21 protein-coding genes and 4 pseudogenes are annotated in these 25,073 nt (G+C 58.3%); 12 read left to right on the top strand and 13 right to left on the bottom strand.

Features of this window, described 5'->3' with window-relative positions:
* Positions 1-262: 262 nt before the first annotated feature.
* The 5 genes and pseudogenes from BN1800_RS42750 to BN1800_RS25685 form a co-directional block, all read right to left on the bottom strand.
* Positions 263-481, bottom strand: coding sequence for a DUF1028 domain-containing protein (locus tag BN1800_RS42750; RefSeq protein ID WP_143534083.1), 219 nt, complete (start codon positions 479-481; stop codon positions 263-265).
* Between the two features lie 262 nt (positions 482-743).
* Positions 744-885: pseudogene (locus BN1800_RS42755) on the bottom strand (FAD-dependent oxidoreductase); the annotation flags it as partial.
* Positions 886-1,108: 223 nt separating this feature from the next.
* Complete coding sequence (locus tag BN1800_RS25675; RefSeq protein ID WP_087001706.1) at positions 1,109-2,056, bottom strand: SDR family oxidoreductase; 948 nt, start codon at positions 2,054-2,056, stop codon at positions 1,109-1,111.
* Between the two features lie 485 nt (positions 2,057-2,541).
* Positions 2,542-4,245 (bottom strand): FAD-dependent oxidoreductase, encoded by a 1,704-nt coding sequence (locus BN1800_RS25680; protein ID WP_280173977.1) that lies wholly within the window; start codon positions 4,243-4,245, stop codon positions 2,542-2,544.
* A gap of 61 nt (positions 4,246-4,306) precedes the next feature.
* Entirely contained in the window at positions 4,307-4,723 is a 417-nt protein-coding gene (locus BN1800_RS25685) for a MarR family winged helix-turn-helix transcriptional regulator (RefSeq protein ID WP_087001708.1), read from the bottom strand.
* Positions 4,724-5,258: 535 nt separating this feature from the next.
* On the opposite strand from BN1800_RS25685, the pseudogene BN1800_RS42765 reads away from it, so the two are divergent.
* From BN1800_RS42765 to BN1800_RS25705, 4 genes and pseudogenes are all read left to right on the top strand, one after another.
* A pseudogene (locus BN1800_RS42765) lies at positions 5,259-5,483 on the top strand (tetrahydrofolate dehydrogenase/cyclohydrolase catalytic domain-containing protein); the annotation flags it as partial.
* Between the two features lie 46 nt (positions 5,484-5,529).
* Complete coding sequence (locus BN1800_RS25695) at positions 5,530-6,591, top strand: maleylacetate reductase (protein ID WP_087001710.1); 1,062 nt, start codon at positions 5,530-5,532, stop codon at positions 6,589-6,591.
* A 97-nt stretch (positions 6,592-6,688) separates the two neighbouring features.
* The gene (locus BN1800_RS25700; RefSeq protein ID WP_425299067.1) at positions 6,689-7,546 is read left to right on the top strand and encodes a dioxygenase family protein; all 858 of its coding nucleotides are present in this window, start codon (positions 6,689-6,691) and stop codon (positions 7,544-7,546) included.
* A gap of 11 nt (positions 7,547-7,557) precedes the next feature.
* Positions 7,558-7,890: a hypothetical protein gene (locus BN1800_RS25705; RefSeq protein WP_027511260.1), complete on the top strand. Its 333-nt coding sequence runs from the start codon at positions 7,558-7,560 to the stop codon at positions 7,888-7,890.
* Between the two features lie 204 nt (positions 7,891-8,094).
* Here BN1800_RS25705 and BN1800_RS42775 read toward each other — a convergent pair.
* Positions 8,095-8,795 (bottom strand): annotated as a pseudogene (locus tag BN1800_RS42775) (fumarylacetoacetate hydrolase family protein).
* A gap of 172 nt (positions 8,796-8,967) precedes the next feature.
* Positions 8,968-9,705: a GntR family transcriptional regulator gene (locus tag BN1800_RS25715; RefSeq protein WP_051336660.1), complete on the bottom strand. Its 738-nt coding sequence runs from the start codon at positions 9,703-9,705 to the stop codon at positions 8,968-8,970.
* Between the two features lie 149 nt (positions 9,706-9,854).
* Between BN1800_RS25715 and BN1800_RS25720 the strand changes: the two genes are divergently transcribed.
* Genes BN1800_RS25720 through BN1800_RS25750 form a run of 7 tightly spaced genes read left to right on the top strand, consistent with a single transcriptional unit; the run spans position 9,855 to position 15,820 of the window.
* The gene (locus BN1800_RS25720; RefSeq protein ID WP_027511259.1) at positions 9,855-10,868 is read left to right on the top strand and encodes a VOC family protein; all 1,014 of its coding nucleotides are present in this window, start codon (positions 9,855-9,857) and stop codon (positions 10,866-10,868) included.
* Positions 10,869-10,870: 2 nt separating this feature from the next.
* Positions 10,871-11,497, top strand: a complete 627-nt coding sequence (locus BN1800_RS25725) for an alpha/beta hydrolase (protein ID WP_143534086.1) — start codon at positions 10,871-10,873, stop codon at positions 11,495-11,497.
* 28 nt (positions 11,498-11,525) lie between these two features.
* Positions 11,526-12,338, top strand: a complete 813-nt coding sequence (locus BN1800_RS25730) for an ABC transporter ATP-binding protein (RefSeq protein ID WP_027511257.1) — start codon at positions 11,526-11,528, stop codon at positions 12,336-12,338.
* Positions 12,335-13,141 carry an ABC transporter permease gene (locus tag BN1800_RS25735; RefSeq protein WP_087001713.1) on the top strand — a complete coding sequence of 269 codons (807 nt, stop codon included), beginning with the start codon at positions 12,335-12,337 and terminating at the stop codon, positions 13,139-13,141. Before BN1800_RS25730 ends, BN1800_RS25735 begins: the two co-directional genes overlap by 4 nt.
* On the top strand, positions 13,138-13,899 hold the full coding sequence (locus BN1800_RS25740; protein ID WP_087001714.1) for an ABC transporter permease: 762 nt from the start codon (positions 13,138-13,140) through the stop codon (positions 13,897-13,899). Before BN1800_RS25735 ends, BN1800_RS25740 begins: the two co-directional genes overlap by 4 nt.
* Before the next feature lie 40 nt (positions 13,900-13,939).
* The gene (locus tag BN1800_RS25745; RefSeq protein WP_087001715.1) at positions 13,940-14,866 is read left to right on the top strand and encodes an ABC transporter substrate-binding protein; all 927 of its coding nucleotides are present in this window, start codon (positions 13,940-13,942) and stop codon (positions 14,864-14,866) included.
* A gap of 30 nt (positions 14,867-14,896) precedes the next feature.
* Positions 14,897-15,820 carry a LysR family transcriptional regulator gene (locus BN1800_RS25750; protein WP_087001716.1) on the top strand — a complete coding sequence of 308 codons (924 nt, stop codon included), beginning with the start codon at positions 14,897-14,899 and terminating at the stop codon, positions 15,818-15,820.
* 719 nt (positions 15,821-16,539) lie between these two features.
* Here the strand turns inward: BN1800_RS25750 and BN1800_RS44065 are convergent.
* The 6 genes and pseudogenes from BN1800_RS44065 to BN1800_RS25780 all read right to left on the bottom strand — a co-directional run.
* Positions 16,540-16,677: pseudogene (locus BN1800_RS44065) on the bottom strand (hypothetical protein); the annotation flags it as partial.
* Between the two features lie 385 nt (positions 16,678-17,062).
* On the bottom strand, positions 17,063-18,202 hold the full coding sequence (locus BN1800_RS25760; RefSeq protein ID WP_087001717.1) for an alpha/beta hydrolase: 1,140 nt from the start codon (positions 18,200-18,202) through the stop codon (positions 17,063-17,065).
* A gap of 6 nt (positions 18,203-18,208) precedes the next feature.
* On the bottom strand, positions 18,209-18,826 hold the full coding sequence (locus BN1800_RS25765; protein WP_179213889.1) for a TetR/AcrR family transcriptional regulator: 618 nt from the start codon (positions 18,824-18,826) through the stop codon (positions 18,209-18,211).
* A 115-nt stretch (positions 18,827-18,941) separates the two neighbouring features.
* On the bottom strand, positions 18,942-22,013 hold the full coding sequence (locus BN1800_RS25770) for an efflux RND transporter permease subunit (protein ID WP_087001719.1): 3,072 nt from the start codon (positions 22,011-22,013) through the stop codon (positions 18,942-18,944).
* Positions 22,010-23,095 (bottom strand): efflux RND transporter periplasmic adaptor subunit, encoded by a 1,086-nt coding sequence (locus BN1800_RS25775; RefSeq protein WP_087001720.1) that lies wholly within the window; start codon positions 23,093-23,095, stop codon positions 22,010-22,012. The genes BN1800_RS25770 and BN1800_RS25775 overlap by 4 nt, the downstream gene beginning before the upstream one ends.
* Positions 23,092-24,168 (bottom strand): efflux RND transporter periplasmic adaptor subunit, encoded by a 1,077-nt coding sequence (locus tag BN1800_RS25780; RefSeq protein ID WP_087001721.1) that lies wholly within the window; start codon positions 24,166-24,168, stop codon positions 23,092-23,094. The genes BN1800_RS25775 and BN1800_RS25780 overlap by 4 nt, the downstream gene beginning before the upstream one ends.
* Before the next feature lie 102 nt (positions 24,169-24,270).
* Here BN1800_RS25780 and BN1800_RS25785 point away from each other — a divergent pair, with 102 nt between their 5' ends.
* Positions 24,271-24,888, top strand: coding sequence for a TetR/AcrR family transcriptional regulator (locus BN1800_RS25785; protein WP_087001722.1), 618 nt, complete (start codon positions 24,271-24,273; stop codon positions 24,886-24,888).
* Positions 24,889-25,073 lie beyond the last annotated feature (185 nt).

Raw genomic sequence — 25,073 nt, forward strand, 5'->3', positions numbered from 1 at the left:
CCACGATTCTTCCATGATTGAATGTTGCGTTCCTTGCGACGAATGGCGGTGCCGTTGGTTCGTATCTCATCAAGGCGGGCCATAGAAAGGGCGTCTGACCGGAGCAGGAATATCATCGTTCAGACGTCGATGAGAAGGCCGTAGGAAGGTGCCGTAGACGGATTGAACGCACGGGTGGCATAGTCGCTTGCCTGCGGTTGAGATTTCCCAGGCGCGTGCGCGACAGCGGCTACGGGGTTAATCGTCGTCTGGCCAATCGCAGTTAGGGATAGGGCCAGCTCTGGCTGTCCATAATGAGGAGGCCTGCCGAATGAATCGGGCCGACTTCACCACCGTTGCGTACCGGTGCCGTCATCGCTGCGATCATTCGGTCCCCCAGCGGGCCGGCGACAGTCTCGAAGGCGGCGATCATTGCACGGTCGACCGCCTCCCGGGTGCGCACGTCGGTCAGGTAGACAACGAGTTTGGTGACGTGCTCCACTTTGCCGCCGGGTTCCTCGACGGTATGTGGCTGCCGATGTTCTTTTGCGGCGCCGAAGTCCTGAGGGCACTTCCGCGAAGGAAAATCATCCTGCCGCGCGCAACGACGGCCTGACTAAGATCGTTGCCTAGCTTCTGCTCCATCTTCTCGTTTCTCTTCTCCATCGGATAAGGCAAGCAATGCAGGATGACGGTTCAGGGGCAGGGGTAATCGGCGGCGAGCAGCCCCCGTGGAGCGTAGGCCGGATATTCTCCTTGATGAGGATATGGCCGGCCACAACCTTGGCATCATGCCAGTCCCCGGATGAAGCTAGAGCCTCGGCCGGAAAGCCAGGGAAGGCCGAGGAAGTAGACTCCGTTTTCAGAGGAGACGCCACGCTGGTGCTTCGGACGGGCCACCTCATCGACTCATGGCAAATACAATGAATGGCTAGCCCGGCTTATTCACCGGAGCAGGACTGAAGGGTCGGCGGGAGTGGTGTAAGCGTTTGCTTTGAAGTAGAAAAGGGGGCGAACCCAGTCCTGCAACGAAGCAGAAAAAAGCGCCTCTTTATTGCAGTTCCGGCTGACCGCTACATCTAAAAAGCGATAATTCCATGGTAGAAAGTCCCCCGCTTCCGCTTCGGAGCTATAACGCATCATAGCGGGTATGGGTTAGCTGCTCCGACACGTCCCAGAGCCGCGTCGCAATGCTCTCTGTTCGTGCGCTACGCGGAACCTTAGCAGATGCAGGAAAACCCTTTGTTTCTCCAAGACCACCTGGACCGTAGTACATTCCGCTCTTCGCCTCCGGTGCCGTCGCCGCAAAAAGCAGCGGCAAAGCGCCTTGTTCGCCTGAATGGAGGACAAGTGACCCCAGCAAGCGAAACAGGAGGGGCACCTTGTTTTCTTCTGATCTGTTGATTCCCCGCGCCGACAGGTCCGAGCGCGCCAAGCCCGGATGGGCGGCAATGCTCTGGATACCCCATTGTTCTGCCATGCTGCGGCGATGAAGCTCGATCGAAAAGATGAGGTTCGCCAGTTTCGACTGCCCATATGCAGCCATTGGCTTGTATTCCCGTTCGGACTGCAAGTCGTCAAAGTTGATCTTCCCGCGGTTAGCCGCGAGCGCACAGACGTTAACAACGCGCGAATCATCCCCTTTGCGCAAAAGCGGCATCAGATTTGCTGTCAGCGCAAAATGCCCGAGATAATTCGTTCCGAATTGCAGCTCGAAACCATCCTTCGTCACTTGGCGGCGCGGCGACATTATCACTGCAGCGTTGTTGATGAGGACATCTATCCGTTCACATCGCGCCCGCAGCTGTTCCCCGCAAGCCTCAACAGAACTGAGTTCCGCAAGGTCAAGCTGTTCAAAGTGAAGGATCGCCCCTGGGATTTTTTCGCGGATAAGCCCGATGGAAGTCTCGCCCCTGACTCTATCGCGCCCGGCAAAGATGATCTCCGCACCAGCACGCGCCAGTGCTAAGGCACATTCATAGCCTAGCCCAGCGGTGCCGGTGATAACGATCACGCGCCCGCGCTGAGAGGGGATGTTGGCTGCTGTCCAGCAGTCTCTTTTTCTTGCATCGGTCATTCAACCTTCCTTTCACAAATGAACCTGAACTTTTGCTGGCATGAGTAAATGGTGATGTGGCGGATCCGCATCGCCTTCGCATCCGCCTATCCCGACGCCGCCCTCTTCAGGACCATCGCAAGCGCGCTTAGGCCCGCTCCGACATAGTAGGCGCGGCCGTGCCGCCGAACCCCGGAGCTCCGTCCACCAACCTCGCAAACCTCACGATCGTCCGCGATGCAACAGGCGCCGCGGCAGCGCCCGTCCTGTTCACGCCGCCAGGGCCGCTCGGCTCCAGAACCCGACCGTTACCCGCACCCTCATGAATAAGCCGGGCTAGGCACGCAGGTTGAGTATCAACGCTGCCGACTTTGCTGCAAAACCGCTGGGGATCGCCGCCTTGCAGGCGGAAGCGCGAAGAGACGGCGACGTGGCAAACGGGTGCGCCTGACTATACTGGAACTCATGCTCTCCTGTGCCCCCTGATCGGCAAAGGAGCAGCCCCTTCACAAGGTTACCTCGGCTTGTTGGTTGGCTTTACCATCTTCTCTGGCATCCAGACGCCCTGTCACAATATCAATTATGTGTGCCGCATCAATGTCATCATTTCCGCGCCAAGCAACGACTTGATCAGGGCGGATGAGAATGAGGGGTTGATGGTAAAGACCGAGAATATCGTTCGAATCGACATCGAGGACCGTCAGATCCATACCCGCATTTGCAGCTGCTTCGATGAATTTCCCGCCACGATTTGAAAACGGTTGAAGTCGCAGTAGCGTCCACTCAAAGCCAAAACGATCGTACAGCGAGACTCGGTTATCCAACCAAAGATGTGGAGCGCGTCCACCTGGGGCCGCAGTGGGATTGTAGACATTCGGAAGGTCCGCATTCGGAGCGAGCGGCTCGGAGCAGATTACTGGCGAGTGATCGTAGCGCGCGCCGAAAGTAATGCCAGGTATGTTGAATTCCGCGCGCCCGTGCGCTTCAAGGTATCCGCCCGCTTCCTTGCGCAGCGCCGTTCCCGTCTCAGAGTCGTCTTCCAGTGCGGTCTTCGGGGTATAGCTCCCGATTGACTCGGCGAATTGCTTGGCGAAGCCGGTATTGCGAACAGCCACGGGACGTCTCTCGATCTCGTAGGTCGCAAGCAGCGAGGGCGGCGCTTTTCCCTTGATCACCGCGGCGAGTTTCCAACCAAGATTGACGGCATCATCGATGGCCGTGTTGTAGCCCAGACCACCTGCAGGTGTGAAAAGGTGAACAGCGTCGCCTCCGAGTAGGACGCGCCCGACCTGATAGCGCTCAGCCACAAGGGCATAACCAGCCATCCACGTTCCGCGTGAGAGGATTTCGGCCTGAACGGGGTAGCCGACGGCCGACTGGAACATGGCGAGTGCCTGCTCGTCGGAAATGTCCTCGTCCTTTTCTCCGTCCCGTAGTTGCGTGTGGAACGCAAACTCGCCCTTGCCGTCCACAGCCGCCATGAAGGCGCGTCTATCGCAGTTGAAGGTGACATTCATCCAAGCCGGAGGAAACGGCACAACGTCATAAAACTGCGGGCATCGCAGATAGAGCGCAAACATGCGGCCGCCAAAGAAGTCTCTTACGGCGCCGCCATCCCCTTCGTAACGGATGCCGAGGGTTTTGCGTACGAAACTTTTTGCCCCATCTCCCCCGATCAGGTAGTTGCAGCGGACGGAACGTGTGGCCCCATCTTCGGTCCGCGTCGCCTTGACAACAACGCCCTCTCCATTGTCGTCGAATCCGGAAATACGCCAGCCGTAGTTCACCGATATGGCGTCCAACGCTTCGGCATGGCGGCGGAGAACCTGCTCGACGAACTTTTGCGAGACGCGGTGTGGCAGCTCGGCCGCACTCCAGGACCCCGACAGAGTAGTCACCTTTTCGCGAGCTTCCTTTGCCGAGGGCAACCGGAAACGGGCAAGTTCATGCCGGCAATATCGGGTGAAATAAGCGATATCGGTGGGAAAGTCGCCTGGCAGGCCCAGAGCACGTATTTCCTCTGCAAAGCCTAGCCGCCGATAATGCTCCATCGTTCTGGCCTGAGTCGCGTTTGCCTGTGGATTGACCGCAGTCGAAGGCTTCTCATCGAATATGACAGCCGAAATCCCTCGGCGCCCGAGCTCATTTGCGAGCATCAGGCCGAATGGGCCGCCGCCTGCAATAGCGACATCATAAGCTTCCTCGGTCACGGCGTACCTCCCATTTTCCGCAATCGCAGAAATATAGTAAGGTAACCGGACTAATGTCAATCTATTGGCGGCTCTTCGTGTCCACTGTCTGATTCTCAACATATTTGCCGAGAACCTCGATCATCAGATCCACCATCGCCGAGCCAAGCTCGTCGCGCATTTCTTTCTCAGCGACTTCCAGGCTCTCCTGGAAAGCCTCGAGCCATTCCAGTCCCTTTTCGGTGAAGCACACAAGCTTAGCTCGGCCGTCCGACGGATCGCGACGCTTTTCGATCAGCCCGGTTTGCTCTACCTGGTCCACCAGCTCGCTCATCGACTGCTTCGTTAGCGAGGCGCGCCGGGCCAATTCGGTCAGGCGGGTTCCGTCCTCATCGAGATTACGGGTCAGATTTATATGAGCCGCGGTAAGTTCGCTGTGACCGTTTGATCTCAAGTTGTCGATGATACGGCCCTCGAACAGTCTGACAGCCTCATTCATCCGACGCCCGATGTTGTTCCGCCGCCATGCGTTTCGTAAAATCATGCTCGGTATCCTCGATGATGCGCCGCGAAGATAAAACGTCTCCAGCGCAATTCCAGCCCCTGAGTCAATGTGATTGACAGTGTTGACGGCTCAGTTGTATGGTCAGGTATCCGAACTAAAGTAGATCGGCAAGTTCGTTGCCGCAGGAGGAGAATGCGCTTGGAAAGGGCTGTCGCCGATAGGGGCCGGCGCGGCCTGTGGTTCGTCCGTCAGTTGCCGCCTGCTTTCTGAGTTTCATGAGCGCACCTGAGCCGCTGCCTGTCTTGCGCACGGCGGTCGGGATTTAACTCCTGCGCCAGGGATGGTGCGGGACGGATGTTAACATTCTGAGGAGGATAAGCATACAATGGTAAAGGCGAACGGCGGCAAATCGCTGCAGAATATGGTCGATGAAAAGAACAATGATCTGGTCGACCATTTCTTCAATGACACGGTGGCGCCGCATTATCGCGCCCGAACAGGTCTCACCGCCCCGCTCATCCCGCCCGAAGTGATCGATGACAAAGAGGCGGCAGCATCCGTGATTGCAGCAGTAACCGAGACGAACGGATCTCTTGAGAGGGAAACGGGCGTCCAGCCGGGGCTCGTGGTTGCCATCGTCGGCGACGCTCCGGCGAGCCACGCCTATGTGGACCACACGAGCAAGATGGCCAACCAGTGCGGGTTCAATTCGATCCAGCATAACCTAGGTGAAGAGACGACGCAGGAAGAGCTTGAAGACCAAAATGAGCTCAGCCAGACCGTCCTCATGAGAGAGAGCCATGCGTGAGTTTCTATACATCGGTAATACGGCGCGCGTTATCTTCGGTTGCGGAACGATTTCCAAGTTGGCTAATGAGATACGTCAGCTTGGCGCGAGCCGCGCGCTCATCCTGTCGACCCCTTTTCAGCGCAATGATGCTGAGGCGCTCGCTCAAAAGCTTGGAGCCCTTGCAGCCGGAGTGTTCACGCGGGCAACGATGCATACTCCCGTCGAAGTGACGATGGAGGCCATTTCGGTCTACGACAAGCTTGAGGCGGATTGCATCGTCTCGTTCGGTGGAGGATCGACGATCGGCCTGGGCAAGGCCATTGCCTATAGGAACGATGCGCCACAGCTCGTCGTCGCGACGACCTATGCAGGCTCGGAGGTTACACCGATCCTCGGGCAGACCGAAAATGGCATCAAAACGACGGTTCGAGCCCCTTCAATACTTCCTGAAACAGTCATCTACGATCCCGAACTAACCTACAACCTGCCCATTGCAATGAGTGTCACGAGCGGCCTCAATGCCATGGCGCATGCAGTGGAGGGTCTCTATGCTCAGGATCGTAATCCAATAGCCTCGATTATGGCATTGGAGGGGATAGGGGCTCTCCACAAAGCCCTTCCGGCAATAGTCGCGAATCCGCAGGATACCGCTGCCCGCGCACACGCGCTCTACGGTTCTTGGCTTTGTGGTGCCATTCTGGGCACGGTCGGAATGGCTCTGCATCATAAGCTCTGTCACACGCTGGGGGGAAGCTTTGATCTGCCGCATGCGGAAACTCACGCCATTCTTCTCCCGCACACGATAGCCTACACAGAAGCAGCGGTTCCGGACCTGCTCGCACCCGTGGCGGAAATACTCGGAGCGCGACGTGCTGGTACGGGTCTTTATGATTTCGCGCTTGGTATTGGCGCGCCGATGAGGCTCCGCGATTTAGGAGTGACCGCTCAAGATCTTGATACAGCAGCGGAAATGGCCATGAGCAATCCCTACTGGAATCCGCGCCCGCTGGAGCCCGCTGCAATCCGGGACTTGCTTCAGAAGGCATGGAAAGGAGAAAGGCCCAGTTCGTAGCGAAGGAGCCCCTTGGGCGATGGCATCATGCGTAGAGTTGGGCTCAGCCGCTGTGCAGACAACGCAACTCGAGGCCGGAATCAGACGAAGTCTTTCAATGACGGGAGGAACAGCATTGATAGGTTATTTCACGGAAGGCGCCTCGGTCGAGGGAGTGAACGAGCGGATGGCCGCTGACATCGACCCTCGTCTGAGAGAGATTATGAGCTCGCTTGTGAAACATCTTCACGCTTTCATTAAAGAGGCCCGTATTTCGCAGCAGGAATGGGAAGCTGCGATCCGGTTTCTCACCGAAACCGGTAGGATTTGTTCAGAAGAACGGCAGGAGTTCATTCTCCTATCTGACACTCTTGGGGTCTCTATGCTGGTGGATGCCATCAACAACCGCAGGCAGCCAGGCGCCACGGAAAATACCGTGCTTGGGCCGTTCCATGTGGCTGGAGCGCCTCATCGCAAGATGGGGGATTGCATTACGCTAGACGGCAAGGGCGAAAGCTGTCTTTTCGAGGGAATAGTTGCCGATCTGGATGGTCATCCGGTCCAAGGTGCAAGTATCGATGTCTGGTCGGATAACGCTGATGGTTATTACGATGTGCAGCAACCTGCGCTTCAGCCCCAGTGGAACAACCGCGGTATTTTTGTGACCGGCGCCGATGGCCGTTACAGTTTCATCGGGATCAAGCCCGTATCGTATCCTATTCCAGACGACGGCCCGGTCGGCCAGATGTTGAACCATCTCGGCCGGCATCCCTACAGGCCGGCGCATATGCATTATATCGTCATTGCGACAGGCTTCCAGAAGGTCGTAACCCATACCTTCGTTGGAGACGACGTCTACCTTTCATCTGATGCGGTGTTTGGCGTCAAAGAGACCTTGATAGCGCCATATGAACGTGTCGTGGACGGAGAAACCGAATGGCGTTCACCGTTCAATTTCGTCCTCAACCCCATATAGGAGACATTCCGATGCCGAATGTGAAGATTTACCTGGATCATAGCCTGCCTGAGCAAGTCCGTCTCGATATCCAAGCAACTCTGGCGGCGTTGGGTAACGTGCTCTGCGCGAGGTTGCAGGTGGAAATGACCGCTTGCCAATTCGCAATCATGCCGGTGTATGCTATGGCCGGTCTCCCGAGCGTGAATGTTGAGCTTGCTATTCTGCCTAAACCAGAGCGCACTCGCAAAAGACTCGAAGACCTCGCAGAGGAGATTCAGCGATTGGTCGGCGAAGCTGCAGGAACGCATGTCGCCGTTCGGATGGTTCTTCTTGATCCAACGACCTACATAGCATTAAAATAATGTGAATAGAGCCGAGGCGGCGGCACTGCAGGCTTTATCAGCCGTACGATGTTCTGGATCTTTTGCGAGGCATCGGCGCGCGGGCCTGTCTATCGCTCTTTCAAGCGCAAGGGGCGGTTTATGTCAGGCGTAAATCGCGCCTGTCGTAGACCGTGCGTCGCAGCTGCGGACGCGATTTCCCGAGCATCCTTCAAAGCGAGCATATCAGGCCGCCCGCACGGCGACGTTCATTTCACCGATGCCGTCGATCCGGCAATTGAGGATGTCACGCGGTTCTACGGGTGCAACGCCCTCTGGCGTGCCCGTCATGAACACGTCGCCAGGCTCGAGCGTATACGCTTCGGATGCGTAAGCGATCAGCTTCCTGCAGTCGAAGATCAGATCGCGGGTGTTGGCCTTCTGGCGCGCTCACCCCCAATCTTGAGTTCGAAGTCGACATCGGAGGGATCGCCGAATTCGTCAGCGGTCACGAGCCAAGGACCGAAGACCGTGAACGTGTCACGCGACTTGCGATAGCTACGCTCCTCGGGACCGCGGATCGTCATGTCCAGGCCGATCATGAATCCTGCCACGTAGTCGAGGGCGTCCTCCTCGCGAACATGCCGGCCCCTCGTTCCGATGACGAAGCACAGTTCGATCTCGTGATCGGTGCGGCGGTCGGAACGGTCGGATACGACGGCTTCCGCGGCGCCGATCATGGAGCTGGTTGCCTTGAGGAAGACGCCGCATTCCTCGATCGTCTTGACGTGCGAACCGAAGTGGATGCCCTGGTCGGCACGCGACTCCTCAAGGTGAAGCTTGTAGTTGACGGGCGCGGCCACGATCTTGACGGGCTGCGCGACTGGGCTGAGGAGCTTCACGTCCGCCAGCTTAACGCGGCGGCCGTCGGCGGCGAGATTGCGCATCTCCGGAACCAGATCCGGGAGGTTAGCGATGAATGCGTCGCCACGAGGGTAGGGCCATTTCACAGGCGGGGAGCCGGTCTACGATCGCGGAGACGTCGACGATCTCATCACCCTCCACAACGCCAACCCGATTGTCGTCAAAACGGCAAATGCGCATTTTCCATCCCTATCTCTATTCGGTGATCTTGAGTGCTGGTCTCATTCCTGCATGAGGATCGAATCCTTCGAGGTTCGCCTTCAAAAGGTCGCCCGTGTGCCGATAGTGTTCTACGAGAAGGCTTCCGGCGAGATCGCCGTCACGCTTGAGCGCGGCGTCCGCGATCCGCTTGTGCTCCTCCACCGCGCCCGAGCGCGAGCCGCGGCCAAGGCGGGCGATGTAGCGGTACCGGTTGCTCTCGTTGTAGAGCTGCTCGCAGAAGCGGAGCAGTGACTTCGAAGGGCATGCAGAGATGAGGACTGAATGAAACTCCTCGTGAGCGCGCTCCCACTGCTTCAATGCGTCGTCATCGTCCGCGTCGAGCCGGTCGGACTCGCGCTGGAGATGGTACTGCGCCAATACAACTTTCTCCTCCCATTCCACGCCTCCATGCAGGACAGCTTCGCGGATCGCGCGTTCCTCGACGAAGCAGCGGGTCCAAAGGATCTCGGCATAGTGCTCGGCGCTGACAACGCCGACACGAAAACCGCGGTTCTCCATGCGCTCAACGAGACCTGTGGTCGAGAGGATCGAGAGCGCTTCGCGCAACGGACTGGCGCCCGTCGCATATTTCTCAGTCAGCAGTTCTATTTTCAGCTTCAAACCGGGTTCCAGCGCGCCGTGAAGGATGTCGCTGCGGATCTGCTCAAGGACGGTCGTCGTCTGAGAGACCGAGGAGTTTTTCTCCTTCGGTGTTTTCGAAGTCCCTGCCACGGATATTCCTTCCCGATAATTGCTCGCGTCATTTCAACCAGATTTTCGGCGCTGTCAAGAAAACATCGACAAAATCACTTTTATCGATATCTCTTGCAGAAGGCAAGAATATCGATATAGATAAGCTGCTAATGAGAGGGTCCTTGTCAATGACCGTACCGACTACCAACAGGTCGCCTGCATTCTCAATTCGACGAGCGAGCCACATATCGCTGGCTGTTTCGGACCTGAAGGCTAGCATTGCCTTCTATACTGAGGTGATCGGGCTCGTCGTTTCGGCCCAAGGCGATGATGTCGCCTACCTTCGTGGTGTCGAGGAAAGTGCTCACCATAGCCTGACCCTGGTCCAGAAGAAGGACCAGCCGTCATGTCTCAGGCTCGGATTTCGAGTCGATAGCGAGGCCGAACTCGATCGGGCGTTCGACCACTTCTCAGGATCAGGCCGCAATCCCGCTTTCGTCGATGTTCCCCATCAGGGCCGGACCCTGCACGTGCCGGACAGCATGGGCGTGCCGCTTGAGTTCTGCGCGACCATGCCCGCACAGCATCGGCTGCATGACCAGTTCCATGTCCAGAAGGGAGGGGCGGCACTCCGCTACGATCACGTTCAACTGCTTGCGCCCGACGTCGCCAAGGCGAGCGAGTTCTATACGGACCTCGGCTTCCGGATTTCCGACTACTTCGTCGACGGCGAGCATGACGAAAAACCGCTCGGCATCTTCATGTACCGGAAGAACAATCCCCACGACATCGTATTTCTGACCCGGCCGGGTCCGGTTCTCCACCACTTCGCCTACATCGTTGCGGACTCGACGTTCCTCTTCCGCGCACTGGATACCGGTGGCTCGCTGGGCTATGCGTCGAACCTTGAGCGTGGACCGGCAAGGCATGGCGAGGGCCATGCGCTCTATGTCTATTTCCGGGATCCCGATGGTCACCGGGTGGAGATCATGTCTCCGCCGATCCAGATGGGGGACGCGGAAGATGTCCCCATGCGGTGGCATCGCGGCAACCGGCATTCCTGGGAATATCCTGCGCCGAAGAGCTGGTTGTACGAGGCGTCCAAGTTCGAGGGCGTCGAAATCGAGGGCAAGGGCACGGCGGCGAAGCTCCGTAGCCTCGAGGACTTTCTCGCGAACCGTCCGCTCAAGGTCGCGGAGTGATCATGACCGAGCGCCTGACGTTGCAGGGATTCGAATATCATACCTTCGGGACGCTGGAGAGGGACAGTCGTCCGATCGTGGTCTTCCACAAGACCGGCGGCGACGAGGGTGAACTCGTGCCGCTTGCGAACACCGTGGCACCTGGGACAGCGGTCGTCGGTCTCAGAGGTCAAGTCGTTGAGGATAGCAAGCTTCGTTTTTTCAAGCGGCTTGGAGCCGGCCGGTTCGACGAAGCCGACCTCGCGACGAGAGCGGATGACCTGAACGAGTTTCTGCGCCAGTTCATTTCGACCCATCGTGTGCGGCCTCCAGTCGCTCTTGGACTGTCGAATGGCGCGAACATCATCACGGCGGCACTGTATCGAGGCGATCCGCCTCTGAGCGCGGCCGTGCTGCTGCGTCCTGCGATTCCATTCAGGAACGCGACGCCCGCTTCGATCGGCGGCACGAAGGTGCTGGTGGTCGGGGGAATGTCAGACGAAACGGTGAAGCCCGACGAAATCCTCAGGCTCACTGACGCTCTCAGGGCGGCCGGGGCTCGTGTCGATCTTACGATGATCGCCGCCGCTGGCCACAGGCTCGTGACGGGAGACGAAGCCGCCATCCAGGGATGGCTAAAGATGATTTAGTCGACTTTGTCGGCTAGTGGGAGGTGCAATGCAAGCGCAAATGCTCGATTTACCCGGTAGCCGGAATAAGCCCGATGGTGCGAAGACGCTGATATCCCTGTCCGACGTGCACATCAGCCTCGGACGCCGCCCGATCCTCACAGGAATCAATCTCGAAATCGCAAAGGGCGAGTTCCTCTGCATCGTCGGTGGTTCTGGATGCGGCAAGACGACCTTGCTCCGCGCTGTGGCAGGCCTTATTCAGCCCACCAGCGGATCGGTCAAGATCGACGGCAAGGCGGTCCTGGAACCGCGCCAGGATGTCGCCGTCGTTTTCCAGGACTATGGTAAGGCGCTGCTTCCTTGGCGCACCGCGTACGGAAATGTCGAGCTCGCACTTGAAGCGAACGGCACCCCCAGGGAGCGACGGAAGACCATCATAGAGGACTTGCTCGCGAAGGTGGGCCTCGGGGAGCAGGGGGCGAAGTACCCGTCCGAACTGTCAGGTGGCATGCAGCAGAGGCTTCAGATCGCACGTTGCCTTGCGCAGTCTCCGGCCGTCATGCTTATGGATGAGCCTTTCGGCGCGCTCGACGCGATGACGAGGCAGGCACTGCAGGACGAAATCCTTGAACTCGTTGCAAGCACCGGTACGACGGTCTTCTTCGTCACGCACGATCTCGAAGAGGCCGTCTATCTCGGCGACCGCGTCATCGGCCTGCGGCCGAACCCCGGCCGCGTCGGGATCGAAACTGGTGTCTCCCTTGCACGGCCGCGCAACCAGCTCACCTCGCGCGAGGACGCCGAATTCCTGCGTCTGCGCCGAAAGCTGTTCGACTTCATCCAGGAGGCCGAGGCATGAGCCAGCTCACCGTGACAATAGAAGATGAGGCCGCCGCGCCTCGCTTCACCTTCCCTCGTGGACTGGTTATTCCAGTGATCCTCGTGGCGGCGTGGGAGCTAGCGTTCCGGGTGGGCGGCTTCCAGAGTGACAGTCTTGCTGCTCCGGGCGGAGTCGCCGTTGCTCTAGTGCGCGGCCTTGCGAGCGGAGAGATCCTGCAGGCGACCGGCCAGACACTCTCGGCAGCCATGCTGGGTCTTGCCATCGCTGGCGTCATAGGTCTCGTCATGGGAGTGTTCCGGGGCCTCTTCTGGCGACTGGACTGCGTGCTGGATGTCACCACGGAAGCGCTTCGGCCAATCCCGTCGTCCGCGCTGATCCCGGTGATGATCCTCATCTTCGGCTTCGGCTACAGGCTGGAGAGCGCCTGCGTGGCGTTCAGTTGCACCTGGACGATCTTCATCCTGACGCGCACCGCGGTCATGGGCGTCGAGCCGCGTCTCATGGAGGTCGCGAAAGTCCTCCAGCTCGGTCTGATTGACCGGACGTTCAAGATCATTCTCCCGGCGGCGCTGCCGCGCATATTCGTCGCCTTCCGCCTGGCAGCAGGCTTGGCGCTCGTTGTCGCCGTCACCTGCGAAGTCACCGCCAATCCGTTGGGTATGGGCTTCGAGATGATGTCGGCGAGCCAGTCACTCCGTCCCCAGTTGACGCTCGCATATCTTGTTTGGATCGGCTTCATTGGCTGGTCGCTGAATGCGATCCTCGTGAACGCACAGCACCGCTTCTTCAGTCCTGCCGCCTCGATCGGAGCAGCGAAATGACCGATAACCGACTCATCTGGCGCATCGGCGGCTTCGTCTTCGCGGCGCTCGTGGTGGCGATATGGCAGATCCAGGCCAACCTCGGCCTGATCTCCCCGATCTATCTGCCCAGCCCCCAGCGGGCCATGAATTCGCTCATCAACGGCTTCTCAAACGGCCTGCTGCTGGACCGAATGATGAGCACGGTCGAGCGGATGATCTACGGCTGGGTGCTAGCATCACTCCTCGGGGTCGTGCTCGGCTCGATCATAGGCATCTCGAGGGCTGCGCGGTCCTACCTCGAGCCCATGCTGGAATATCTCCGGCCGATGCCCGCATCCGCTGTCATTCCGGTCATGATTCCGATCCTGGGTCTTACAGAGACCATGGTTCTCACGGTGATTGGCTTCGCTGCGCTGTGGCCGACGCTGCTCGCAACGATTCATGGGTTCTCTTCCATCGAGCCCCGTCTGACCGAGGTGGCGCGAATCCTGAAGCTCAGCCGTGCGGGCTTCATCTGGAAGATCGCGCTGCCGAATGCCCTTCCTGACATCATTGCGGGCGCACGCATCAGCCTCACCTACGCACTGATCCTGTCGGTCGTCGGCGAAATGCTCTCTGGCCGCGAAGGTCTCGGCCAGTTCATCCTATCGTCGGCACGACTGTTCAAGGCGCCGGACCTGTTCGCAGGTGTAATGCTACTCGGTCTGCTCGGCTACCTGTCCGCCATGCTCGTCGCCCAGTTAGAGAAACATCTCCTGAAGTGGCGGAAAACCTGATCAGCCTGGCATTGCAAACATCTTTGAGGAGGAAAGAAAGATGAGGAAGACAGTTCTCGCAGTTGCATTTGCCCTAGGCTTGGCGACACCGGCATTCTCGCAATCCCCGGTGAAGATCAACGTCGGCTTTACACCGGTCATCGATTGCCTCGGCGCCTTCATCGCAAAGGACCTAGGCTTTTTCGAGAAGCGCGGCCTGGACGTGACGATCACTCAGATGCCGAACAGCCAGTCCATGCCGCCTGCGCTCCTCGCGGACAGCCTTCAGGTAGGCGCCGTTGCCGCTCCCATCCTCATTCAGTCCAGGGCGGGCGGCTTCCCGATAAAGATCATCTCTGGGGGCACGTTTGTCACCAACGCCAATCCGAACGGCGCCATCGTCGTGCGCAACGGCGTGAACATTAATTCTCCTGCCGATTTCGTTGGGAAGCGTGTCGCATCTGGCGCACTCGGAAGTTACTTTAACGTGCTCTTCCGCCAGTGGCTGGCAGACAATAAGGTCGACCCGGAGAAGGTGACCTACGTTGAAGTCGGTTTCCCGCAGGTCGGAGACGTGATGCGCAACGGCCAGATCGATGCGTCGACTATCGGTCAGCCCTTCATCTCACGTATTGAAGAAGCGGGTGTTGGCAAGGCTTATCGCTGGTACGTCGGCGACTTCCCAGACGGTCTCCTTTCCAACGTCTACACGACGACAGAGGACTGGATCGCTAAGAACCCGAAGGCCGTAGCGGACTTCAAGGAAGCGCTTAACGAAGCGAACAACTTCATCAAAAGCAATTCGGAAAAATCCCGCGAAATTGCTGCAAAGTACCTAAAACTGCCGCCGGAAGGGATGAAGAACGTCCCGTTCTCCAACTATTCGATCGACGTTACCGAGGCCCAGGTCAAGGCCTGGAACGACATCATGAAAAAGAATAAGTTCATCGATGGCGATGTGGATGCTGCATCATTAATAGTGAAATAAGAAAGTGCTGTTGGGAGCTAGGCAAGGCACATGCATTGGGTGACTCTTAACGGCCTCATGACCTTCCATTCGATTGTAGAGCTGGGCAGCATCAACCGTGCTGCCCATGCTCTCAATGTCTCGCAATCCTCCCTGACCAGGACACTGCAGCATCTCGAAGCGAGGCTCGGCGGTACACTGGTGACGAGAAGTCCAAAGGGGATTGAACTCACGGCCTTCGGCGAACTGGTGTTCGCGCACGCGAATGACATCAAGCGACAGGTTGGACGAGCAGAGACATTCATCAAGACCCATCAAGATGCGTCCGCCCAACTCCTGAGAGTGGGTGTTGTCATGGTCCATCCCCTTATGGCTTTCTGCGACAGCATCGTGAGCTTGGTCGAGAAGCATCCGGAATTCCGCGTAGAACTACGGTTCGGATCGGCGACCGAGATGCTGCAGGCTTTACAGCAGGACGCTCTTGATATCGTGCTCTACTACACGTTGACGGGCACAGAGGCGGAAGGGCTGGTTCAGGATGTGCTCGCGGATGAGGAAGTCGCGATCTTTGCGAGCCCATTGCATCCCCTTGCCGAGAATCCAGCACCGTCCGTGGAGGATCTAGCCTCCGCAAGATGGACTCTTGGCCCGACTGATGTTTCCATCACTCGCTTGATTGCAGCAGTATTTGAAGAATCCGGTATCCCTGGGCCGGATATAGCAATAGAGGTCGACATGATCCCGTTACGGCGGGCTATTACACAGAACTCCCGCTTTCTGTCCGCGTTTCAGACGCATCACGTTAGCCCCGAACTCGCAAACGGGAAGCTCGTCAGAATCCGGTTTCCACTGAAGCAGGAGCGGCGGTCGATCGGCACCATCCGGATCGGCCCTCACACGCGGCTGACGCGCACGTTCGTTTCCATACTTAAGGATGTGTACCAGCGTGAAGTAGGATTCGGTCGCTCCGGCTAGGTGGATTCCGCGGGCCCGAGTGGCAGCAAGCAAAACACTTCAATCCGAGTTGGCTCGTCTGGTCAGACACGATCCCCCCGCAGCAATGATCGACCATGTCTTCGTTTGAAGAGGCAGTTTTCACGCATTAAGAGCGAGAGGTTTTCGACCGGATCAGGTTCGGGAGATTTCCACCAGATGCCGGGTCATGGCAAGGAGTGATGATTGTCCCGTAACTTGTTCTTCCGGACGATACGAGCACAGGGAGTGGATAAGGTCCTGCTCGAGCAGATCATCCGTTAGCCGAATGGGCAGACGATCGAGGTCGAGGTCAGCGCGCCGGTCGATGCGGCAATCGCCTTTGCCAGCGTGTCAGCACTGACGTCTTGAGGTCTCTCAAGATGGCGATTCGTGCCAGCGCCTGCACCGTCATGCAAAGCTAATTTCGAGACTGAACGGCGCCTTGCGCAACCGCTTTCCCGTGGCGGCATGGATCGCGTTCGCCAATGCGGGAATCGATGGCGGGACTCAGCACTCTCCTGCACCGCCGATCCGAGTCGAATGTTCCAGGAGATGAAGCTCGATTTCCGGGCATTGCGCCATTCGCGCGGCATCGAATTCGTCGAAGTTGGCCTGCACGCCGATCTCGGCCGGCGCGTCACGCGGCTGCTCGTAATGGCGCCCGCAGCTACGCGGCAAAGAGCCGATATGATGGTGGCGATCCTGATCAGCGAAGATACTCAGTCCGCAAAGGCCGGCACGACGACCAGCGACTGCTCAAGCCGGCGGCTTGATCTCTTCGGCCTCGTAACTCTGGCCTTGGCGTTTGTCGTGGCGAACTTCTTCTTCCACTCGTAGAGCGAATGCTGGCTCACGCCGAGCCGTTGCGAAACCTCCGCAACCGAATAACCCGTTCCGTGATCTAACGCACCGCATCACGCTTGAAATCGTCGCTGAAATTGCCTTTGCCCATGAAGGCCTCCTTACCTCAAATTTAGGGAAGAAAGCGTCTACAAATCTAGGGGCTTATTCAGGGCCTTCGATTTGTTCCTGACACAAAGCTGGTAAACGCCGTTAAAATCTGTTCGTCTAGCCGTTCCACCTTGGGCGCGTTCGCGGAACTGGTTGAAGCTACGTCGTGGTTTCGGCAGTCCGCACCTCTGGGGTCGCGCCAGCGACTGCTCGTGGTGCTTGACGAAGGGCCCAGGATTTGAACACCGAAGGCCTCGGCCCTCAGCTAACGGGCTTAGCGCACGGGCGGCTTCACGGTGTGCCCACGATATGTCCAGCCAAGTGGAATGGGCTTGCCACCACAGTGCCGGCCGCATCCAAGACAAAAGCACCAACGTCGCCGACGGTCGACCGCCTGCTGCTTTCAAACGTGGCAAGCTGTGCGCCGAATTTGGCAAGCGACGCGTACCGATCGTGCCCCAATCCGTCAGATCCATGGATGGAGGTGACGTCGATCACCCGCAGCCTCTCTTTGGCAGCGGCCTCTTTGATGATGGGATCGTCGATATTCAAGCGGCCAACACGCGGCCGCTCCCCTGCTATAAGGCTCGAGGCTGTGAGTGCCCGGTCATCCTTGGAGACAAGAAGCGTTATTGGCGTGGCCATTTTGCCGATATCCTTTAGCTGCGATCGGAATACATCCACATCGATGTCCGGCGCGCCTAAGATCACCACAAGCCTGTCGATCACATCTTCGCGGTGCTGCAGTTTAAGCTGGCGTACTGCCTCCATGATCAGGAACCCGCCCATACTGTGTCCGAAGAGGATGATACGTTTCACCCTTTCCGACTCGGAAAGTGACTTTACCAAAGAGTCGAGATCGCTGCGCGAGTACAAGGACGCGTCCCGATCGGCGATATATCCGGCGACAGCTGCTGCCGAGGGCCAGGAGAATAGGACAAGAGTGCCCGGCACTTTTGCGTCTGCGGCTAGCTGCGCCGTCCTGAACAGCGCCTCCTGATAGCTGTAGTTGTAACCATGCACAAATATCCCGACGGTGCCGTCAAATTTCGACGAGCGTATCGTCTCTTGCACAAACGCTTTCTTCGGCAGTTGCTTGCGCCCGATGACTATAAATTGTCGCTCGCCGTTTGGATTCGACGTTGGGTAAGTAATCGTGGCGTTTTTCCTGTCGGGAGGCACCGAAAACTCATACTGCTCGTATGCCAGTTCCCCGGACCACGTTCCGCCGAATCCGCCCCGCGCGCCGTCCCGGGTTCTGTTCGTTGCAACCAGAATTTTCACGGGCTGGGAAATGGCTTGGTTCAGCTGAACCGGATGCAGGACATCTGGAGAGGGCCTCGTGGTGCAACCCGCCAGAAACAGCATGCCGACAGCAATCATAACTTGAGACGTCACGTTCGAAGTCTCTTTTGAAGAAGGTTCTGTCATGAAAGCTCACTTCAGAGGAGCCAAAGGAATTGGCTGTTTCAGGGCATTGCACAGGATGTCCAAAAGCTCATCAGGACGATCGTTCCGGCAGGTCGAAAGCAGCAACGGATGCCAAATTTTTATTGCCGCCATGATGAAGATCGTGGGCAATCGGCTGAGATCTTGGGGTGCAAACTCGCCCCTATCGATACCGTCTGCGATGACGGATGCCAGGACGTCACTGACGCGTGCGATGTGACCGTCGACGAGATCACGGTCGCGGTTGAAGCTCAGAAGGATGAGCTCGTGCACGGTCCTATGATAGGCGATGACATTGATGCTCATCGCGTGCTGCAGCTTAAGGAATCTTTTGATCCGAGAGGCAGCGCTGGTCGGCAACTTAGAGATGGAGAGTGCTCTGGAGTAGCCGCTATCGAGGGTGCGGCCGAAGACGGCCCGCCGCAACTCTTCCTTTGAATGGAAGAAGCGGTAGACATTCGCCGGCGACATTCCGAGGCCTTTGGCGATATCCGCGACGGTTGTCTTGTCAAAGCCGCGCTGCCGAAAGTGATGCTCCGAGGCTTCGATGATCATCTCGGCGTTGGCTCTCGGGCGTTTTGGCCTACCTATTCCATCAATCACCATGTCGCTTCTGCTCCTGCCTCGCATGGCGTTGCACGCGCCAATAGCACCTTTGATATGAACGCGCGTTGCGACCGCCGTCGTGGCCATCGAATGAGATGGGCCCCGAAGGTCGACCTCATGCCTCTACAGTGCTGTCGGCCTGAGCGCCTTCATCCTGGGCGATGCGGAACCAAACGACGTAGAGCGCGGGCAGGAACAGGAGAGTGAGTGCGGTTCCGACGACGATGCCCCCCATCATGGCGTAGGCCATCGGTCCCCAAAAGATCTCTCTGGAAATCGGGATCAGAGCCAGGGTTGCTGCTGCAGCGGTCAGCATGATCGGTCGCATGCGATGCTCGGTCGCTTCAATGACGGCCTGCCAGGCAGGAATGCCCTCTCGTCGAAGCGTCTCGATCTGGACGACCAGGATGACCGAGTTTCGGATCAGGATGCCGATCAGGGCAAGGACGCCGAGGATGGCAACGAAGCCCATCGGTGCATTGGAGAGGAGCAGTGCGGCTACCACGCCGATAAGCGCCGTCGGTGCGACTGCAAACACCAGGAACAGTCGGCTAAAGCTCTGCAGCTGGATCATCAGGATCGTCGCCATGACGAACAGCATCATGGGGGCAACCGCGGCGATCGGTCCCTGGGCGTCCGCGCTCGATTCCACGGAGCCACCGATCTCCACGCTATAGCCGACCGGAAGCCCCTTCTGGAACGCTTCGACCTGCGGCCGCAGCTGCTCAACGACCGTCGCGGGTTGGGTCGGGCCGACGACAGCCGCCTTTACGGTGATGGTCGGGATCCGATCGCGGCGCCAGATGGTCGGCTGCTCGAGCTCATAGCGGAAGTTGGCGACAGCCGACAGCGGCACGGATTTCCCGTTCGACGCCGGCAGCTGCAGGTTCTGCAGCGTTTCGATGGACCCGCGCTCGGATGCTGCCGCCCGCCCGATCACGTCGATCAGATAGATGTTGTCGCGCACTTGCGTGGTAGAGGATCCTTCGACGATGCTATTCAGCACTGTTGCGATATCCTCGGATGAAACACCAAGTTGGCGCGCCTTGTCCTGGAGGACATCGACCTTGACCACTCTTGACGGCTCGTTCCAGTCGAAGATCATGTTGGAAAGGAGCGGATGGCCACCGACGATCGATGCGAACTGCTGGGAGAGTTCGCGGAGCTTCTGGATGTCCGGGCCGCTGACACGATACTGCACAGGCTTTCCGACCGGCGGGCCGATGTCCAGCAGCTTCACGAAGGCATCTGTCCCAGGGAAGGTTTTCGTCAGGTAGTCCTGTAGTTCTGCCTGCAACTTGTCACGGACGTCCAGGCCTTTCGTGACGATGACCGTCTGACCGAAGGTGACGTCAGGTGTCTGGACGTCGAAGGACAGGATGAAGCGGGGTGCTCCGTCGCCGATATAGCTCGTCCAGTGCTCGATGTCCTGGTTTTTTGCCAACATCTCCTGTTCGAACTTGGTAATCTGTCTGTTGGTCTCGGCGATCGAGCTGTTTTGCGGAAGGTTCCAGTCGACGATCAACTCCACACGGTCGGATGCTGGGAAGAACTGCTGTTGCACCAGTCCGAGGCCGCCGATGGAGACCGCAAACACGGCAACGGTGAGGACGATCGTGGCCCATCGCCATCGCATGGCCAGTCCCAACAGCCAGGAGAAGGCTGCAGCGAAACGCCCCTTCTTCTCGTGATGTGATTTCATGGTTTTGGGTAGGATCGCCACGCCCAGAAGAGGCGTAAAAAGGACCGCAACTATCCAGGATACAATAAGCGAGACGGCGATGACGACGAACAGCGTGAAGGTGAACTCGCCTGCTGCGCTGTTATTCAGACCCACGGGAATAAAACCGGCGACGGTCACCAGGGTACCTGTCAGCATTGGAAAGGCAGTCGAGGTGTAAACATGGGTCGCCGCTTTTCTCAGGTCGTCACCGGCCTCGAGCCGCGCAACCATCATCTCCACCGCAATCATGGCATCGTCGACGAGAAGGCCAAGGGCGATGATCAGCGCACCGAGCGAAATACGCTGCAGCGAGATACCGGAATATTCCATGTAGACGAAGGTGATGGCGAGCACGAGCGGGATAGAGATCGCGACCACCATGCCAGCCCGAAGTCCGAGACTGATGAAGCTGATGACGAGGACGATGGCGATTGCCTCGAACAGCGCGGTCGTGAACCCTGAAACAGCCTCTTCAACGACCGCCGGCTGGTCTGACACGCGGTGCACGTCCGCCCCGATAGGCAGGTCGGCAACAATCCGCTGCATCTGGGCATCAAGCGCTTCCCCGAACTCAAGAAGATTGGCCCCGGCCTTCATCCCGATGGCCAGGCCAATCGCCGGCTGGCCGTTGAACCGGAACAGCGATGACGGAGGATCCACGTAACCGCGCCTGATCGTGGCAACATCGGTCAGCGGGAAGAAGCGGTCGTTGATGCGCAGATTTATTGACCGCAGGCTCTCCTCGGACGTGAACTGCCCGCCCACACGCAGAGCGATGCGTTCCGGCCCGGCATTGACGAAGCCAGATTGCGTTACCGCGTTCTGTGCCTGGAGTGTCTCGATGACGGATTGGCGGTCGATCCCAAGCGCCGCGATCTGACGCGTCGAAAACTCCAAATAGATGGCCTCGTCCTGAGCGCCGATCACGTCGACCTTGCCAACGTTTTCGACGGTTAGGACTTTAGCGCGAGCATCTTCGACCAGGTCACGGAGCTGTCTTTGCGTCAGACCGTCGCTCGTGAAGGCGTAGATGTTTCCGAAGACGTCGCCGAAGCGGTCGTTGAAGAAGGGGCCGGCGACGCCGCTTGGGAAATCACCCTTGATGTCCCCAATCATGTTGCGAACGCGCACCCACGTCGGCTCGACGTCCCGGGCTTTTGTCGTGGGGAGCAGTTCCACAAAGATGGTCGTCTGGCCGGCGACGGTTTGGCTCCGGACGTAATCGAGGTTGTCGAGTTCTTCGAGCTTCTTTTCGATCCTGTCAGTGACTTGACGAGCAACTTCTTCTGCCGAAGCGCCGGGCCACTGCGCATTGATCACCATCGTCTTGATGGTGAAGTTGGGATCTTCTTCGCGGCCGAGGTTCAGATAAGAGAATGCGCCCGCGATGATGAAGACGATCATGAAGTACCAGACGAGCGAACGGTGCTCGAGCGCCCAGTCGGAGAGGTTAAACTTTTTCACTCACTGACCTCCTGGTCGATCCTGATGGTCTGCCCATCTTTCAATTTGTGGACTCCGGCGACGATGATGCGATCGCCTGGTGCTATGCCTTCCGTCACCCGGATCGTGCCGCCGTCGACGATCCCGCATTCTATCTTCACAGGTCGAAGCATGACCTTCTTTGAAGCTACATCGACGATCCATACGCTCGTGGAGCCTTCCGCTTTAAGGACTGCGGAAGCCGGCAAAAGGATCTGCGGTTCGTCTGAAATGGTTGCAGCGCCTGTGATGACCGAGCCCAATCGGAATGCTGTCGGCGGATCAATGAGGCTGATCTTTGTCCTGCGTGTGCGTGTCGCCGTTTCGGCCTCTGGGGCGATCTCCCGTACGACGCCGCTTGTACGAATGGTCGGGTCGAGTTGCAGGGTAATCTCGAACGGCTCCCCCGCCTTCAAACGCTCCGCCGCGCCTTGAGGAACATCGACGACGGCGTCGCGCTCGTCCGGTCGGGCGATCGTAACGACGACCTGCCCAGCAGATACGACCTGACCGACTTCCGCTGATGTGGCGGTGACCACGCCATCGAATTCGGCATGCAACTGTGCGTAGCCAAACTGCTCTTCAGCCTTATTGAGATTGGCCTGTGCTTTCGCAACGCTTGCCGCTGCACTGCGTCGCCCCTGTTCCGCCTCTTCCAGCGCAGCCTCGGTACCGGAGCGAGCTTGAGCGAGGGCCCGTTGACGTTGCTCGGTGGTGGTGGCATTGCGGAGTTGAGCCTGCGCATTCGAAAGGTCGGATGCCGCGCTACGAACCGCAAGCTCTAGTGCCAATGGATCAATCGCTGCGACGATATCGCCTTTCTTCACAAGATCTCCGACGCCAACATTCCGGGCGATAACTCTTCCGAGCACCCGAAAGCCAAGCTCGGTCTCTATTCTTGGCTCGACTGTTCCCGTCAGCCGAAGCGAGGCGACGGGCGTCTGCTTGGCAACGACGGAAAGCACCGGACGAGGAGCCTCCTGTGCCGCTTCCTCCTGTTTTTGGCACGACGCGAGGACCGTTGCCGCGAGCAGCAGGGCGACCAACTTAATGCGAGTGCTCATTTTACAGCTCCCCCCTCATACGAAACGACCTCGTTCGGCCTGAGGAACTTTGTGCCGTCCGAGACGACGATGTCGCCGGCCGACACGCCCGCTTTGATTGTGAAGTTGTTGGTCTGATACCCTTCGACCTCGATTGCTCGCAGCGCAGTCTTGGAGGATCGGGGGTCCACCACCCAGACCGCAGGCATGCCGCCTTTGGAGGCCATCGCAGACCATGGAAGCTGGATCATGCTGAGTGGCTTGTACCGAAAAGATCCGGCAACAGGAGCTCCGAGTGGCATCGACGTGTTGCCGTTCAAGCTAAGCTTGACCTTGATCGTCCCGGTGGAGGGGTCAATTGTCGGAGAAACCTCCCGCACTTTGGCATCGATTTGACGCGATAGGTCCGATAACAGTTTGACGGTCACCGATGGCTCTACCTCCCGCCCTAGAAAGAGCGTCTCGACGACCTCGAAGACGGCGTCGCGGGGGCCGTCATGGGCAAGTGTGAAGACGACCTGCGCGGCTTGAGCTACTTGGCCAACCTCCGCATTACGGGCGGTAATCACGCCATCGGCGTCAGCGCGGAGTTCGGTGAAGGAGAGCGCGTCCCGAGCGGTTTCCAGCTGTGCCTGCGCCGACTTTGCGTTCCCCTGTGCCGTCAGCAGAGCCTCCTGGGCCTGGTCAAGCGCGGCGCGAGTTGTAACCTGCGTCCGAAACAGATTCTGCTGGCGATCGAAGGCGAGTTGCGCCTGGGTCTGTTGCGCCTCGGCTGCTTCCAAATTCGCCACAGCGACTTCGAGATCGGCTCGCTGCTCCTCCGCGTCGATGCGGGCGAGTATCTGGCCGGCCTTGACCGCCGCTCCGACATCCACAAGGCGCTCGATGATCTTGCCGCTCACCCTGAAGGAAAGATCGCTCTGCACCCGCGCGCGGACCTCGCCGGTAATCGTCCCGCCTTGGATCAGCGGCTGTTCCGTTGCCGTAACAACCGCTACTCGCCTCGGGGCCGTTTCCCGCGGACCTTGTTGTTCACTGCATGATGATAGTACAGCGACGCTAGAAAGCACCGTCGCGGCAAGAATGCGTTTCATTGGAAGACCTCTTGCTGTCCATGGCGGCGTCTATATAATTGACTGACGCATTAGTCAATAGATTGACGAAATTGACCACGCCAACTCGTGGAGGAAGTAAAAATGCCCGAAGAAAAGAAACTGACACGCGCTGAACAGAAGACACTGCGACCGCTGCAAATCCTTGAGGCGGCGTTCGAGGAATTCGTCAAGAACGGCTATTCGGCAGCCAGGGTAGAGGATGTCGCCGACAGGGTTGGCGTCACCAAAGGAACGGTTTACGTTTACTTCGAGACCAAGGAGAAGCTCTTTGAAGCAATGATCCAGCATATTTCGACACCATTCAAAGAGGTGTTGGAGACATCCGTGACCCTGAAGGGACGGTCAGCCGAAAGGCTGCAGCAATTCCTGGAACTTCTCTATGATCAGCTTGTCGATGACCGGAAGACCAGGGAACTGCTAAGATTCGTTATCGCTGAAGGGGCAAGGTTTCCGGATCTGATCGATCGGCATCATCGGGAGTTCATCGCGCCCATCCTGAAGAAGATTCAGGAAATCTTAGACGAGGGGGCCGCCGCAAAGGAATTCCCTCAAAAACCCGCCGAGTTCGCCGATGTCACTATGGCGCCCGCGCTGGCGATGGTAATCATCCGGCTCATATTCGATGATCGCCATACCATGGATCGACGTACCTTTCGTAGTGAGCACCTGAAAATGGTGCTGAAAGGGCTGACGGGCTAGGGGAGGCGGGTGGTGCCGAACATGCCGCGCAACCGGCCTAAAGCGTGTCGCACGTAACCGGATTCGGGATTGAACTAAGCCGCTATGGCGGCGAATGGCTCTGGCCTGCTTCCGGTAGTAAAATGTGCTTTTGGGAAGGTCGGTCATTTCGCACCCTCGTCTGACGGAGCAGGAACCGCACGATG

This window comes from Rhizobium sullae, from assembly GCF_900169785.1.
Taxonomy (GTDB): domain Bacteria; phylum Pseudomonadota; class Alphaproteobacteria; order Rhizobiales; family Rhizobiaceae; genus Rhizobium; species Rhizobium sullae.